Origin of the sequence: Deinococcus sonorensis KR-87 (assembly GCF_040256395.1) — a bacterium.
In the GTDB taxonomy this organism is placed as follows: Bacteria; Deinococcota; Deinococci; order Deinococcales; family Deinococcaceae; genus Deinococcus; species Deinococcus sonorensis.
Window position 1 is genome coordinate 650354 of sequence record NZ_CP158299.1, and the last position, 12070, is coordinate 662423.

At 67.0% G+C, this 12070-nt stretch carries 12 protein-coding genes; 7 read left to right on the forward strand and 5 right to left on the reverse strand.

Annotation, left to right across the window (positions count from 1 at the left end):
• Positions 1–30 precede the first annotated feature (30 nt).
• Positions 31–939, forward strand: coding sequence for a homoserine kinase (gene thrB / locus ABOD76_RS08355; protein ID WP_350244368.1), 909 nt, complete (start codon positions 31–33; stop codon positions 937–939).
• Positions 940–1057: 118 nt separating this feature from the next.
• Complete coding sequence (locus tag ABOD76_RS08360) at positions 1058–2035, forward strand: ribose-phosphate diphosphokinase (protein ID WP_380130128.1); 978 nt, start codon at positions 1058–1060, stop codon at positions 2033–2035.
• Positions 2036–2092: 57 nt separating this feature from the next.
• Here the strand turns inward: ABOD76_RS08360 and ABOD76_RS08365 are convergent, their stop codons facing one another.
• Complete coding sequence (locus ABOD76_RS08365) at positions 2093–2377, reverse strand: DUF427 domain-containing protein (protein WP_350244370.1); 285 nt, start codon at positions 2375–2377, stop codon at positions 2093–2095.
• A gap of 116 nt (positions 2378–2493) precedes the next feature.
• Here ABOD76_RS08365 and ABOD76_RS08370 point away from each other — a divergent pair, with 116 nt between their 5' ends.
• From ABOD76_RS08370 to ABOD76_RS08380, 3 genes are all read left to right on the forward strand, one after another.
• Positions 2494–5538 carry an alpha-amylase family glycosyl hydrolase gene (locus tag ABOD76_RS08370; RefSeq protein WP_350244371.1) on the forward strand — a complete coding sequence of 1015 codons (3045 nt, stop codon included), beginning with the start codon at positions 2494–2496 and terminating at the stop codon, positions 5536–5538.
• Between the two features lie 112 nt (positions 5539–5650).
• A complete protein-coding gene (locus ABOD76_RS08375; RefSeq protein ID WP_350244372.1) occupies positions 5651–6289 on the forward strand; it encodes a DUF47 domain-containing protein in 639 nt (212 codons plus the stop codon).
• A complete protein-coding gene (locus ABOD76_RS08380; RefSeq protein WP_350244373.1) occupies positions 6289–7284 on the forward strand; it encodes an inorganic phosphate transporter in 996 nt (331 codons plus the stop codon). Before ABOD76_RS08375 ends, ABOD76_RS08380 begins: the two co-directional genes overlap by 1 nt.
• A gap of 53 nt (positions 7285–7337) precedes the next feature.
• Here ABOD76_RS08380 and tdh read toward each other — a convergent pair whose 3' ends face one another.
• Positions 7338–8366 (reverse strand): L-threonine 3-dehydrogenase, encoded by a 1029-nt coding sequence (tdh, locus tag ABOD76_RS08385; RefSeq protein WP_350245231.1) that lies wholly within the window; start codon positions 8364–8366, stop codon positions 7338–7340.
• 130 nt (positions 8367–8496) lie between these two features.
• Here tdh and ABOD76_RS08390 point away from each other — a divergent pair, with 130 nt between their 5' ends.
• Positions 8497–8640 (forward strand): hypothetical protein, encoded by a 144-nt coding sequence (locus tag ABOD76_RS08390; RefSeq protein WP_350244374.1) that lies wholly within the window; start codon positions 8497–8499, stop codon positions 8638–8640.
• Positions 8637–9044, forward strand: a complete 408-nt coding sequence (locus tag ABOD76_RS08395) for a uracil-DNA glycosylase (protein WP_350244375.1) — start codon at positions 8637–8639, stop codon at positions 9042–9044. The genes ABOD76_RS08390 and ABOD76_RS08395 overlap by 4 nt, the downstream gene beginning before the upstream one ends.
• A gap of 58 nt (positions 9045–9102) precedes the next feature.
• Here ABOD76_RS08395 and ABOD76_RS08400 read toward each other — a convergent pair whose 3' ends face one another.
• The 3 genes from ABOD76_RS08400 to ABOD76_RS08410 form a co-directional block, all read right to left on the reverse strand.
• The gene (locus ABOD76_RS08400) at positions 9103–10053 is read right to left on the reverse strand and encodes an NAD-dependent epimerase/dehydratase family protein (protein ID WP_350244376.1); all 951 of its coding nucleotides are present in this window, start codon (positions 10051–10053) and stop codon (positions 9103–9105) included.
• A gap of 80 nt (positions 10054–10133) precedes the next feature.
• A complete protein-coding gene (locus ABOD76_RS08405) occupies positions 10134–10940 on the reverse strand; it encodes a WecB/TagA/CpsF family glycosyltransferase (protein WP_350244377.1) in 807 nt (268 codons plus the stop codon).
• A complete protein-coding gene (locus ABOD76_RS08410; protein ID WP_350244378.1) occupies positions 10933–12006 on the reverse strand; it encodes an NAD-dependent epimerase/dehydratase family protein in 1074 nt (357 codons plus the stop codon). The genes ABOD76_RS08405 and ABOD76_RS08410 overlap by 8 nt, the downstream gene beginning before the upstream one ends.
• Between the last annotated feature and the right edge of the window lie 64 nt (positions 12007–12070).

The following is a 12070-nucleotide window of genomic DNA, read 5'->3' on the forward strand; positions in this document are numbered from 1 at the left end:
CCCCCGCGCACCCCGCCGCCCGGTTGCAGCATGGCTGAGTCGTTCACCGTCCGCGCGCCCGCCTCCAGCGCCAACCTGGGGCCCGGCTTCGACAGCCTGGGCCTGAGCCTGAGCCTGTGGACCACCCTGCGCCTGACCCGGCAGGCCCGCACCGAGGTGGTGCCGCTGGGCGAGGCGTTGGAGGGCACGCCCGCCAACGAGAGCAACTACATCTATCAGGCGATGCTGCTGGCCGCCCGCAAGGTGGGCCGCAAGCTGCCGCCGGTGCGGGTAGAGATCGAAACCGAGGTGCCGCTGGCGCGCGGCCTGGGCAGCAGCGCCGCCGCACTGGTGGCGGGGCTGGTGGCCGGCAACGTGCTGCTGGGTGAACCGCTGAGCAGCGAGGACCTGCTGGACGTGGCGGCGCGCGAGGAAGGCCACCCGGATAACGTGGCGCCGGCGCTGTACGGCGGCATCGCCGTGGCGACGCTGGACAAGCTGGGCACCCACTACGTGCGACTGGAGCCGCCCGCGCACCTGGGCGTCACGGTGCTGATTCCGGACTTCGAGCTGTCCACCAGCAAGGCCCGCGCTGTGCTGCCCACCGAGTACTCGCGCTCCGACACCGTCCACGCGCTGTCGCACGCCGCGCTGCTGGCCGCCGCACTGTCGCAGGGGCGGCTGGAGCTGCTGCAGCACGCCATGCAGGACTACGTGCACCAGATCTGGCGCGCGCCGCTGGTGCCGGGCCTCACCGACGTGCTGGAGGGCGCCACCCGTCACGGGGCGCTGGGCGCGGCCCTGAGCGGCGCCGGCCCCACCGTGCTGTGCTTTCACGACACCCGCCAGCCTACCGGCGGGCTGCACCAGTTCCTGAGCGGCGTGATGGCCCGCAACGGCCTGCACGGTCAGGTGCTGGACCTGCCGATTGATGTGGAAGGCACCACCGTCCACGGTTGAGCTCCGGGCACTACTGACCGGGTGACAGGACGAAACACCCGGCTGACGGCGCTATGCTACGACCGTCCCGACTCAGGTGCCGCGCGCAGCCTGTCCTGCCCTCAGACTCCCCCACCCAATGGAGGTTTCTCCCTTGAACATCAACCGTGGTCCGCTGCTCGTGTTTTCCGGGCAGAGCAACATTCCGCTCGCCCAGGAGATCTGTCAGCACCTGGGCATTCCATTGGGGCGGAGCGAGACGGTGAAGTTCACCAACGACAACATCATCGTGCAGTACGAGGAATCGCTGCGCGAGGGCGACGTGTTCATCGTGCAGAGCTTCAGCACCCCGGTCAGCGACGCGATCATGGAACTGATGCTGCTGATCGACGCGGCCAAGAGCGCGTCTGCCGGGCGCGTCACCGCCGTGATTCCGTATTACAGCTACGCCCGCAGCGACAAGAAGGACGCGCCGCGCATCAGCATCGCCGGTCGGCTGGTGGCCGACCTGCTGCAGGAGGCCGGCGCCGACCGCATCCTGACCATGACGCTGCACAGCTCTCAGGTGCACGGCTTCTTCAAGGTGCCGGTAGACCACCTCTCCTCCGACCGCATCCTGGGCGAGCACTTCCAGCGGGTGGTGCCACACGCCCATGAAGGCGTGGTACTGGCGCCCGACGCCGGCAGCATCAAGCGGGCGGCGGCCATCGCGCACCGGCTCAACAGTGGTCTGGCCTTCATCGACAAGCAGCGCACCTCCGACACCACTGTGGACCCACGCGCCCTGATCGGTGACGTGCAGGGCAAGAACGTGTTCATCGTGGACGACGAGATCAGCACCGCCGGCAGTCTGGTGGAGGCGGTCAACTTCGCCAAGCGGATGGGCGCCAAGGACGTGTACGTGGCCGTCACGCACGGCGTGTACACCGGCCCGGCGGTGGAGCGCATCCGCGCCCTGGACGCCGTGCAGGTGGCGAGCACCAACACGGTGCTGGTGCCGGAGAGCAAGATTGAGGGGTCCGGCGGCAAGATGCACGTGCTGTCGGTGGCCCAGCTGTTTGCCGACGCCATCCGCAACATTCACACCGGCGAGAGCGTCAGCACCCTGTTCGAGTGAAGACGGTGCCGAACAGGCGAAGGCCAGCGAATCAGGAATTCGCTGGCCTTCGCCTGTTCAGTCCGGCTGAACCTCCACACCCTTCCAGAAGGCGATGTACCCGGTGATGTTGCTGGCCGCCTGCTTCGGCTGAGGGTAATACCAGGCTGCGTCCCGGTTCTGCTGCCCGTCCACTTCCAGCGTGTAGTAGCTGGCCTCGCCCTTCCACGGGCAGGTGGTGTGGGTGGTGCTCTCCCGGAGGTACTGCGGGTTCACCGATTCGCGCGGGAAGTAGTGGTTGCCCTCCACCACCACCGTCTGGGTGCTGCTGGCGATGGTCTGACCGTTCCAGGTGGCTTTCATGCCTCCAGGCTAGGGAAGCGGTCCGGCACCGGCTGTCAGATGGCCGACAGAGTGAGGGCGGCGTCAAGGCTGGCCGCATTGACAAAGTTCCTTCGTTCACGATTCAATACAGTTAAATGAAACGCTTCCAAACGGGCGGGCGCCTCGGCGCCCTGGTCGCCGTCACGCTGGCCCTGTCGGCGTGCGGCCTCGTCAACAAGCCAACTCCGCCCACCGCGCGGGACTGGCAGGGCGAGACCATCTATTTCGCCCTCACCGACCGCTTCAGCAACGGCGACCCCAGCAACGACAACGGGGCAGACCGCGAGCCGGGCGACCGCGCCGACCGGACCAACCCGCTCGGCTGGCACGGCGGCGACTGGAAGGGGCTGCAGCAGAAGATCGAATCCGGCTACTTCAAGAAGCTGGGCTTCACGGCCATCTGGATCAGCCCGGTGGTGCTGCAGGTGCCGAGCATCGCGGTCAAAGACGGCCCCAACAAGGGCAAGCCGTTTGCTGCGTATCACGGCTATTGGGCCGACGACTTCTTCAAGACCGACCCGCACTTCGGCAGCCAGGCGGACCTGAAGGCGCTGGTGGACAGCGCGCACAAGAACGGCCTGAAGATCATCCAGGACGTGGTGGTGAACCATGCCGGATACAAGTCGGCACTGACCGATGCGCACCCGGACTGGTTTCACACCCAGAAACAGTGCGACGACAGCACCAATAAGGATCAGGACTGTGGCCTGGATGGTCTGCCGGACTTCGACCAGAGCAAGCCGGAAGTGGTGCAGTACCTCAACGACTTCGTGACGTACTGGCGCGACAACGTCGGCATCGACGGCCTGCGTATCGACACCATGAAGCACGTGGCCGACAGCTACTGGCCGCAGTTCTTCAAGGCGGGCGGCGCCGGCGACCCGAGCAAAATCTGGTCGGTGGGCGAGGTGTTCAACGGCGACCCGGCCTTCCTGGCGCGCTACATGGACGTGCTGGGCTCGCCAAGCGTGTTCGACTTCGCGCTGTACTTCGCGGTCAAGGACAACCTGAGCAGCGCGTCCGGCAGCCTGGACGCCCTGGCCGACACCTTCGCCCGCGACAGCGCCTACAAGGACCCGACCCGGCTGACCACCTTTATCGACAACCACGACGTGCCGCGCTTCGTGAGCGAGGTGCAGAACAAGGGGGGCAACGCCCAGCAGGCCGCCGCCCGCCTGGACCTCGCGCTGAGCCTGATGTACATGTCGCGCGGCACCCCCAGCGTGTACCAGGGCACCGAGATTGCGCAGGCGGGCAAGGGCGACCCCTACAACTACGTGCTGGGCGAGGGCAACCGCGAGGACATGGACTTCAGCAAGGTGGACGGCAGCCCCACCGCTGCCCGGCTCACGGCGCTGGCCAAGGCCCGCACCGGCTACGTGGCGCTGCGGCATGGCGTGCAGCAGGAGCTGTGGCGGCCCAACGGCGGCGCGCCCATCTACGCCTTCCGCCGCGTGATGAAGGACGGCAGCGGGCAGCCGGTGGTGGCCGTCATGAACAACGGCGACACCGACCTGCAGCTCTCCAGTCTGCCGGGCGGCGGCATTCCGCTGCTCGGCACCTTCAGCGGCGCGGCCCTGACGGAGATCACCGGGCGGACCAGCACCCTTAAGTACCAGAATGGCCTGCTGGTGGGCACCGTTCCGGCCCACAGCCTGCTGGCAGTGAGCGGCAAGGCCGGCAGTGGGGCGACCGTGACGGTCAACCCCGCTCTACCGGAGGTGGGTGCGCTGGCCGCACGGGCGGGCGACGGTGCGGTGCAGCTGACCTGGACGGCCCCGGCCGGCACGGACGTCACCGGCTACCGGGTGTACCAGTCGGTAGCGGGCGGCCAGGAACAGCTGCTGAACTTCGCGCCGCTGCCGGCCAGCACCCTGACCTTCCTGGCACGCAGCCTGACCAACGGCAGCAGCTACAGCTTCCGGGTGGTGGGGGTGGACGCCCAGGGCCGCGAGTCGGCGGGGCGCAGCGTGAGCGCCATGCCCGATAGCAAGAACACGGTCCAGGTGACCTTCACAGTCAACGCCCGCAGCCAGGGCAACGGCACGGTGGAACTGCGCCGCTTCGACACCGGCAGCCAGATCAGCTACCCGATGACCCAGACGACGCGCGGCCTCTGGAAGACCACCGTGGCGCTGCCGCTCTTCCGGACTGTGGAGTTCAAGTTCGGCAACACCGCCGCCGGTGCCAAGAACAGCGGCTACGAGGGACCAAACCAGCCGAACCGCAGCGTGACGGTAGACACCGGCGCCGCGGTGAACGCCACCTACGACTACATCAGCACGCCCGCGCCCACCACCGTCATCGAGGGCCACGTGACCGGCAAGGGCGCGCCGCTGGCCGGCGCCCTGGTGGAGGGCAACGACAAGAACCTGCAGTACGCCTACACCTTCGCGGACGGCAGCTACACCCTGCTGGCCCCTTCCGGCAGCCAGACGCTGACCGCCAGCGCTGCGGGCTACCTGAACAGTGCGGCCATCACTGCCACCTCCCCGGCCACCGGCGTGGACTTCGCGCTGAGCCAGAGTGGGTCCACCAACACCAAGTACACCATCGACGGCAACCTCTCCGACTGGATTGCCCCCAAGGTGAAGCTCACCAGCCCGGATCAAGGCGGCTTCGGGACCGACAACAACTTCCTGACTCTGCAGGCTGACAGTGACAGCCAGTACCTGTATCTGGCCTACACCTATACCGTCAGCGGCAACAGCGCCATCGTGTACCTGGATACCGGCGCCGGCGGGGCGCTGCAGGCCAACCAGTTTGCTGCATGGCCCCGCCTCGCCACATTCAACTCGGGAGTGGACAGCTTCGTTGCCCGCTACGGCAACGAGGCGGCCCAGGTGCACCGCGTGACGAGCAACACCGTCGTGCCTGAGGTCGGCAGCGCTGATTACCTCCAGGCGGCCAGCGGCACGCTGCCCAATCAGACGGTCGAACTGGCGATTCCCTGGACCGCCCTGGGCCTGAGCGGCAAGCCCAGTACGCCGGTCAACATCTACGGCGGCATCTTCGGCGGCGACAACTACGGTGCGGGCGACATCGTGCCAAACAGCACCAGCACCCCGCCCGGTGCCAACACCACCAACAGCGCCGACAGCTTCCGCGCGAACTTCACCACGCCCCTGACCCTGCCCTGAGCCGAGCAGTCAGACATGCCCCGGAGACAGACCTCCGGGGCATGTCTTTTGTCTGACCATCATTTGCTTACCCGGCCTGACAAACCGCTGGCCTTCCTTCACAATTGGGATCATGGTTCTGTCAAGGTTCATGCCCAAGAATCCGCAATTCAGTGTCCTGTTCACGCAGCAGGCCCGGATTGCGGCCCAGACCGCCCAGGCGCTGTGCACGCTGCTGCAGGACTACACCGAGGTGGAGGCAAAGGTGCAGGCCATCCGCGACCTAGAGCACGAGGCCGACCGGCTGAGCAAGCAGCTGGTGGAGGTGCTGTCGCAGTCATTTATCGTGCCGTTCGATCGCGAGGACATCATTCAGCTGATCGAACACCTGGACGACGTGGTGGACGACATCGAGGAGGCCGCCCGCAAGCTGGTGCTGTACCGGGTGCGGCAGCCGTCGCCGCAGGCCGCCACGCTGGCCGAGATCGTGCGCCAGCAGGCCGAGGTGCTGGCCCAGGGCATGCCGCTGCTGGAGTCGGCGGGCCGATACGGTGAGCTGCGCCAGCTGATGGAGCAGGTGCGGCAGCTGGAAGACCAGGGCGATCAGGTCAGCGACGAGGTGCAGGTGGGCCTGTATGACGGCGTGACGGACGTGCCGGGGATGGTGGCGGCCATGCGGATGGGCGAGATCCTGGCGCTGCTTGAAAGCGCCATCGATCAGGCGCAGCGGGTGGCCAAGACGGTCGAGAACGTCATGCTCAAGAACGCCTGATGAGCGCGGCCCTGCTCACCCTGATCGTGATCGTGGCGCTGGCCCTGATCTTCGATTTCATCAACGGCTTTCACGACACCGCCAACGCCATCGCCACCAGCGTGGCCACCCGCGTTCTGACGCCTACCCAGGCCATCACCATGAGCGCGGTGCTGAACATCGTGGGCGCCCTGACCGGCACGGCCGTAGCCAAAACCATCAGCCGCGACATCGTGTCGCCCGAGATCGCGGGCAACCTGACGCTGGTGGGGGCCGCCCTGGTGAGTGCCATCGTCTGGAACCTCTTCACATGGTGGCGCGGCATTCCCAGCAGCAGCAGCCACGCCCTGGTGTTCAGCCTGGTGGGAGCCGGGGTAGCGGCCGGCGGCTGGGGTTCCATCGTGCCCAAGGGCGTGGTCAAGACGCTGCAGGGCCTGCTGTTCAGCCCGGTGCTGGGCTTCCTGGTGCCGATCGTGCTGATGTTTCTGCTGCTGTGGCTGGTGGTGCGCCACCTGAGCCCCCGCACCGTGACGCGCGTGTTCCGGCCGCTGCAGATCTTCTCGGCGGCATTTATGGCCTTCTCGCACGGCGGCAATGACGCCCAGAAGACCATGGGCATCATCACGCTGGCGCTGGGCGCGTACCTAGGCACCACCCTCAACACGGTGCCGCTGTGGGTGATCCTGGCCGCCGCCACCGCCATGGGCATCGGCACGGCCACCGGCGGGTGGCGCATCATCCGCACCATGGGCTTCAAGGTGGTGGAGCTGCGGCCCATTGACGGCTTCGTGGCGGAGCTGAGCGCGGCCAGCATCATCGAAACCGCCAGCCGGCTGGGCATCCCGGTCAGCACCACCCACGTCATCAGCAGCGCCATCATGGGGGTGGGCACCACCAAGGGCTACAAGAAGGTCAAGTGGCAGGTGGCCGGACGCATCGTCAGCGCCTGGATCTTCACCATTCCCACCTGCATGCTGCTCGGCTGGCTGTGCTTCAAGGCCGCCACGCTGTTCTGAACAGCAACAAGAAGGCCGGCTGACCACAGCAGTCAGCCGGCCTTCTTGCTTCTTTATTCCCAGTCCAGGATGACCTTGCCGCTCTGGCCGCCGCGCATCATGTCAAAGCCCTGCTGGAAGTCCTGGATGCCGTAGTGGTGCGTGATGACCGGGCTCAGGTCCAGGCCCGACTGCACCAGCGCCGCCATCTTGTACCACGTCTCGAACATCTCGCGGCCGTAGATGCCCTTCAAGGTCAGGCCCTTGAAGATCACGTCGTTCCAGTCGATCTGCACGTCGCCGGCCGGGATGCCCAGCAGCGCCACCTTGCCGCCGTGGTTCATGCTGTGCAGCAGCTGACGGAACGCCGCCCCGTTGCCGCTCATCTCCAGGCCCACGTCGAAGCCCTCGGTCATGCCGAGTTCCGTCTGCGCCACGGTCCACAGGTCCTCGCGCGCCACGTTCACGGCGCGGGTGGCGCCCATCTGCCGGGCAAGGTCCAGGCGGTAATCGTTGACGTCGGTAATGACCACGTTGCGGGCCCCGGCGTGCCGCGCGATGGCCGCCGCCATCACCCCGATGGGGCCGGCCCCGGTGATCAGCACGTCCTCGGCCACCAGATCGAAGCTGAGCGCCGTGTGCACCGCGTTCCCGAACGGGTCGAAAATGGCCGCCACGTCGTCGGGGATGTTCTCGGGGATGCGGAAGGCGTTGAAGGCCGGAATCACCAGGTACTCGGCGAAGCTGCCGGGGCGGTTGACGCCCACCCCCTGGGTGTTGCGGCACAGGTGGCGGCGGCCGGCGCGGCAGTTGCGGCAGTGCCCGCAGGTGATGTGCCCTTCCCCGCTGACCCGGTCCCCCATCTGGAAACCACGCACCTCACTGCCCATGCCGGCCACGGTGCCCACGTACTCGTGACCCACCACCATGCCCAGCGGAATCGTCTGGCTGGACCAGGCGTCCCAGTTGTAGATGTGCACGTCGGTGCCGCAGATGCTGCTTTTGCGGACCCGGATCAGCAGGTCGTTGGGGCCCGGTTCCGGAACTGGAACCTGACGCATCCAGATGCCCTCGCGGGCGTGTTCCTTGATGAGGGCGGTCATGGTGGCAGGGGCGCTCATGTCTAGACGGTTCTAGCGTCATCTGTGGCCGCACGCAAGGACCGGCCGAACAATGGCCCGCCGCTGCCCCCACCCGGCCCACGCCGGACCCGTTTCACGCTAAGCTCGGCCCATGATCACCTTTCGAAAGAGCAATGCCCTGGAACCGGAGAAGGAGCGGTCGGTACAGATAGACCTGGTGCCGCTGCTGCTGTTCGGCCTGGGCTTTCTGCTGACCCGGACCCTGATCTCGACGTGGAAGGCGGAACCCGCATGACCCAGCAACCTCAACAGATGCTCCGCAGCGTAGGCAGTGACCGGGCGGTGGTGCCCGGCTGGACCAACATCGTACCGGGCGTGAAGGACGCCATCGAACTGCAGCTGGACCTGCAGGAGAGCGACATGAAGCGCGAGCAGGCGCTGCTGCTGATCGAGTTCTGGGCCACGCCAGAAAACCTGACGCTGCAGTCGCTGCTGCCGGTGCGCGCCTTCGTGGGCGAGCCGAAAGGCTGGTGCGTGTTTCTGCCGGCGCAGGGACGGGTGTTCATCCGGGCCATTGACCCGCAGCCGAGCCCCCCGCTGCTGGCCGCCCACGGCATCAACCTGGACCCGCAGACGCCGGTGGGCACCACCGTGCACGTCAAGGTGGAGTTTCCCAAAGCAGCGCCCGGCAGCAACTGAAGGGCAACAGCGAGGGGGCCGGGCGCAGACGCTGCCCGACCCCCTCTTCTTGCCTTGCTTATACCGTGCTGACGGTGCCGGCGTGCCGCTGGTACCAGCGGTAGGTCTTGCGGAAGCCGCCCTCCAGCGAGGTGTCCGGCACCCAGCCGGCCCGGATCAGCCGCTCCGGGTCGCCCTGACGGCGTGGCGGCGGCAGCGGGGTGCTGTCGTCGAAGCAGAAACGGCCGGTGTAGCCGGTCACGCGGCCCACGCATTCGGCCAGCTGCACCAGGGTGTGCGGCTCCCGCTGCCGGATGCCGATGGTGCCGGGCTCCGAGAGCTGCTCGATCAGGAACAGGCAGGCGTCGGCGAGGTCGTCGATGTACAGCGCCTCACACGGCAGGTCCGGGTGGCCGTGCAGCTGCACCTGCGGCTGGCCCGTCTCGGCCGCCTGGATCACCTTGCGGAACAGGGCGCTCACCAGGTTGCCTCTGGGGGCGTCCAGCCGCAGCCCCGGCCCGTACAGGCCGGTGGCCACCGCGCTGGAGAAGTGGCAGCCGTACTGGGTGCGGTAGCTGTCGCACAGCTCGGTCATGATGGTGCTGGCCGCCTCCCGGGCGCGCTGGCTCTCGGCGATCAGCTCGGCCTGCAGGTAATCGGCGTCGCGGTTCACCACCCGCGCGTCGAAGAGGGTCGGGTCGCAGTCGATGCACAGCAGCCGCTCGCTCTCGTAGAGGTAGGCGGCGTGAATCACGCTGCTCATCATCATCAGGGCCTGCCGCAGCCAGGTGGCGGGCGTCAGGCTGTCGTCCAGCACCCCGCCCAGGCTGATGGGGGCCAGGAACACGTAATCCGGCAGGTGCGCCTCGAAGAAGGCGTTCACGGCGGCCGGCTCCCAGGCGGCCGGGGCATCGTCGTCGCGCACCACGATGTTGTGGTACCCCAGCTGACGCAGGTGCCGGACAATCGCTCCCCCCACAACCTCGTTGTGTCCGGTCACAAAGATTTTGGAGTCGAGCGCGAGTTTCACCGTCAACCTCAGGGGGTCTGCTGCGGGCGGGAGCGCGCAGAGCGAAGCCGACCGGGAAAGAGCCGGATCAGCGGTCATGGTCAGCCGTACAGTTCTTGGCGCTCGGTGCCGTCCGGCAGCGCCACCGAGAAGCGGCGCAGCCGCGCGGCCTGCAGCAGCAGGCGCCACACGAACAGCGGGTTGAGCAGCACGTAACGTTTCCACAGGCGGCCCGGCTCTTTGGTGAGTCGGTAGAACCACTCCAGGCCGGCGTCCTGCATGTGCTTGGGCGCCTGCGCGAGCGTGCCCGCGTGGAAGTCGAAGGCCGCGCCCACCGCCAGCACCGGCATCGGCAGCAGGTTACGGTACTCGAAGGCCCACACCTCCTGGCGCGGGCAGCCCAGCCCCACGAACACCGCGTCGGCCCCGGAAGCCCGGATGCGCTCGGCGATCTCGCGCTGCTCTTCCGGGGTGGTGCGCCGGAACTTGGACGCCTCCATCCCGGCGATGCGCAGGCCCGGGTACTTCTGCTGCAGGTTGCTGGCAAACTTCTCCAGCACCTCCTGCTTGCTGCCGTACAGATACACGCTCATGCCCTGCTTGCCGAGCGCCTCGGCGGTGTACAGCGTCAGGTTCGGGCCGTACACCCGGTCCGGCAGGGCCTTGCCGTACAGCAGCCGCAGCGCCCAGCGGACCGGCTGGCCGTCCGGCACCACCAGGTCCAGGCCATTCAGCCGCCGGGCGTGTTCCGGGTCCAGGTGGCCGGTCATCACGCCGTGCACCGCCAGGGCGCTCACCGCCAGCGGCCGCTTCTCGGTGGCCGCCTGCATGATGCGCGCCACCGCCGCGTCGTAGTCCACGGCATTGATGCCCACGCCCAGCACGCTATGGCGCCCCAGATCAATCATGCGAGACCACCCAGCGCTCCTGGTTGTAGTCGTACATCTCCTGCAGGATGCGCGGCACGTCGTAGGTGATCTGCCACTCGGGGTAGTGCTGCTTGAACTTGGCCAGATCGCTGATGTACCAGATGTGGTCGCCGATGCGGTTGTCCTCGGCGTAGCTGTGGTTCATCGGCTGCCCGGTGATCTGCTCGCACAGCTCGATGGCCTCCATCATGCTGCAGTTGCTCTCGCGCCCGCCGCCGATGTTGTAGACCTCCGCCACGCGCGGGTTCAGGTAGAACTGATGGAAGGCGGAGATCAGGTCGGCGCTGTGGATGTTGTCGCGCACCTGCTTGCCCTTGTAGCCGAACACCGTGTAGTGGGTGCCGCTCATGGCGCACTTCATCAGGTAGGCCAGGAAGCCGTGCAGCTGGGTGCCCGAGTGGTTGGGGCCGGTCAGGCAGCCGCCGCGGAAGCACACGGTCGGCATGTCAAAGTAGCGGCCGTACTCCTGCACCAGCACGTCGGCGGCCACCTTGCTGGCCCCGAACAGCGAGTGCTTGGTCTGGTCGATGCTCATGTCCTCGGCGATGCCGACGGTGTAGCGGTGCGAGGGGTCGATCTCCCAGCGCTTCTCCAGCTCCTGGAGCGGCAGCAGGTTGGGCGTGTCACCGTACACCTTGTTGGTGCTGGTGAAGATAAAAGGCGTGGTGGGGCAGAAGGTGCGGGCGGCCTGCAGCAGGTTCAGCGTGCCGTTGGCGTTCACCGAGAAGTCCGAGAAGGGGTCGCGGGCGGCCCAGTCGTGCGAGGGCTGCGCGGCCGTGTGAATGATCAGCGCCAGGTCCTTGCCGTAGTGCTGAAAGATCTTCTCGATCTCGGTGTAGTCGCGGATGTCCACATCCAGGTGGGTGTAGTTCTTCAGGTCCTTTTCCAGGCGGCGCTGGTTCCACTGGGTGGAGGCCTCCTCGCCGAAGAAGAACTTGCGCATGTCGTTGTCGAGGCCCACCACGTCCATGCCCATGCCGGCAAAGTGACGCACCGCTTCTGATCCGATCAATCCTGCAGAACCCGTTACCAGTACGACACTCATCTTCAAACTCCTTTAGTGATTGGCGAATCGTGGGCCGCAGCGCACCGGCCGGAGGGCCTGGACC

Excerpts from the sequence above, each read along its gene's own strand:
- thrB (WP_350244368.1), top strand. The coding sequence starts at position 31 with ATGGCTGAGTCGTTCACCGTCCGCGCGCCCGCCTCCAGCGCCAACCTG.
- ABOD76_RS08360 (WP_380130128.1), top strand. The coding sequence starts at position 1,058 with ATGGAGGTTTCTCCCTTGAACATCAACCGTGGTCCGCTGCTCGTGTTT.
- ABOD76_RS08365 (WP_350244370.1), bottom strand. The coding sequence starts at position 2,377 with ATGAAAGCCACCTGGAACGGTCAGACCATCGCCAGCAGCACCCAGACG.
- ABOD76_RS08370 (WP_350244371.1), top strand. The coding sequence starts at position 2,494 with ATGAAACGCTTCCAAACGGGCGGGCGCCTCGGCGCCCTGGTCGCCGTC.
- ABOD76_RS08375 (WP_350244372.1), top strand. The coding sequence starts at position 5,651 with ATGGTTCTGTCAAGGTTCATGCCCAAGAATCCGCAATTCAGTGTCCTG.
- ABOD76_RS08380 (WP_350244373.1), top strand. The coding sequence starts at position 6,289 with ATGAGCGCGGCCCTGCTCACCCTGATCGTGATCGTGGCGCTGGCCCTG.
- tdh (WP_350245231.1), bottom strand. The coding sequence starts at position 8,366 with ATGACCGCCCTCATCAAGGAACACGCCCGCGAGGGCATCTGGATGCGT.
- ABOD76_RS08390 (WP_350244374.1), top strand. The coding sequence starts at position 8,497 with ATGATCACCTTTCGAAAGAGCAATGCCCTGGAACCGGAGAAGGAGCGG.
- ABOD76_RS08395 (WP_350244375.1), top strand. The coding sequence starts at position 8,637 with ATGACCCAGCAACCTCAACAGATGCTCCGCAGCGTAGGCAGTGACCGG.
- ABOD76_RS08405 (WP_350244377.1), bottom strand. The coding sequence starts at position 10,940 with ATGATTGATCTGGGGCGCCATAGCGTGCTGGGCGTGGGCATCAATGCC.
- ABOD76_RS08410 (WP_350244378.1), bottom strand. The coding sequence starts at position 12,006 with ATGAGTGTCGTACTGGTAACGGGTTCTGCAGGATTGATCGGATCAGAA.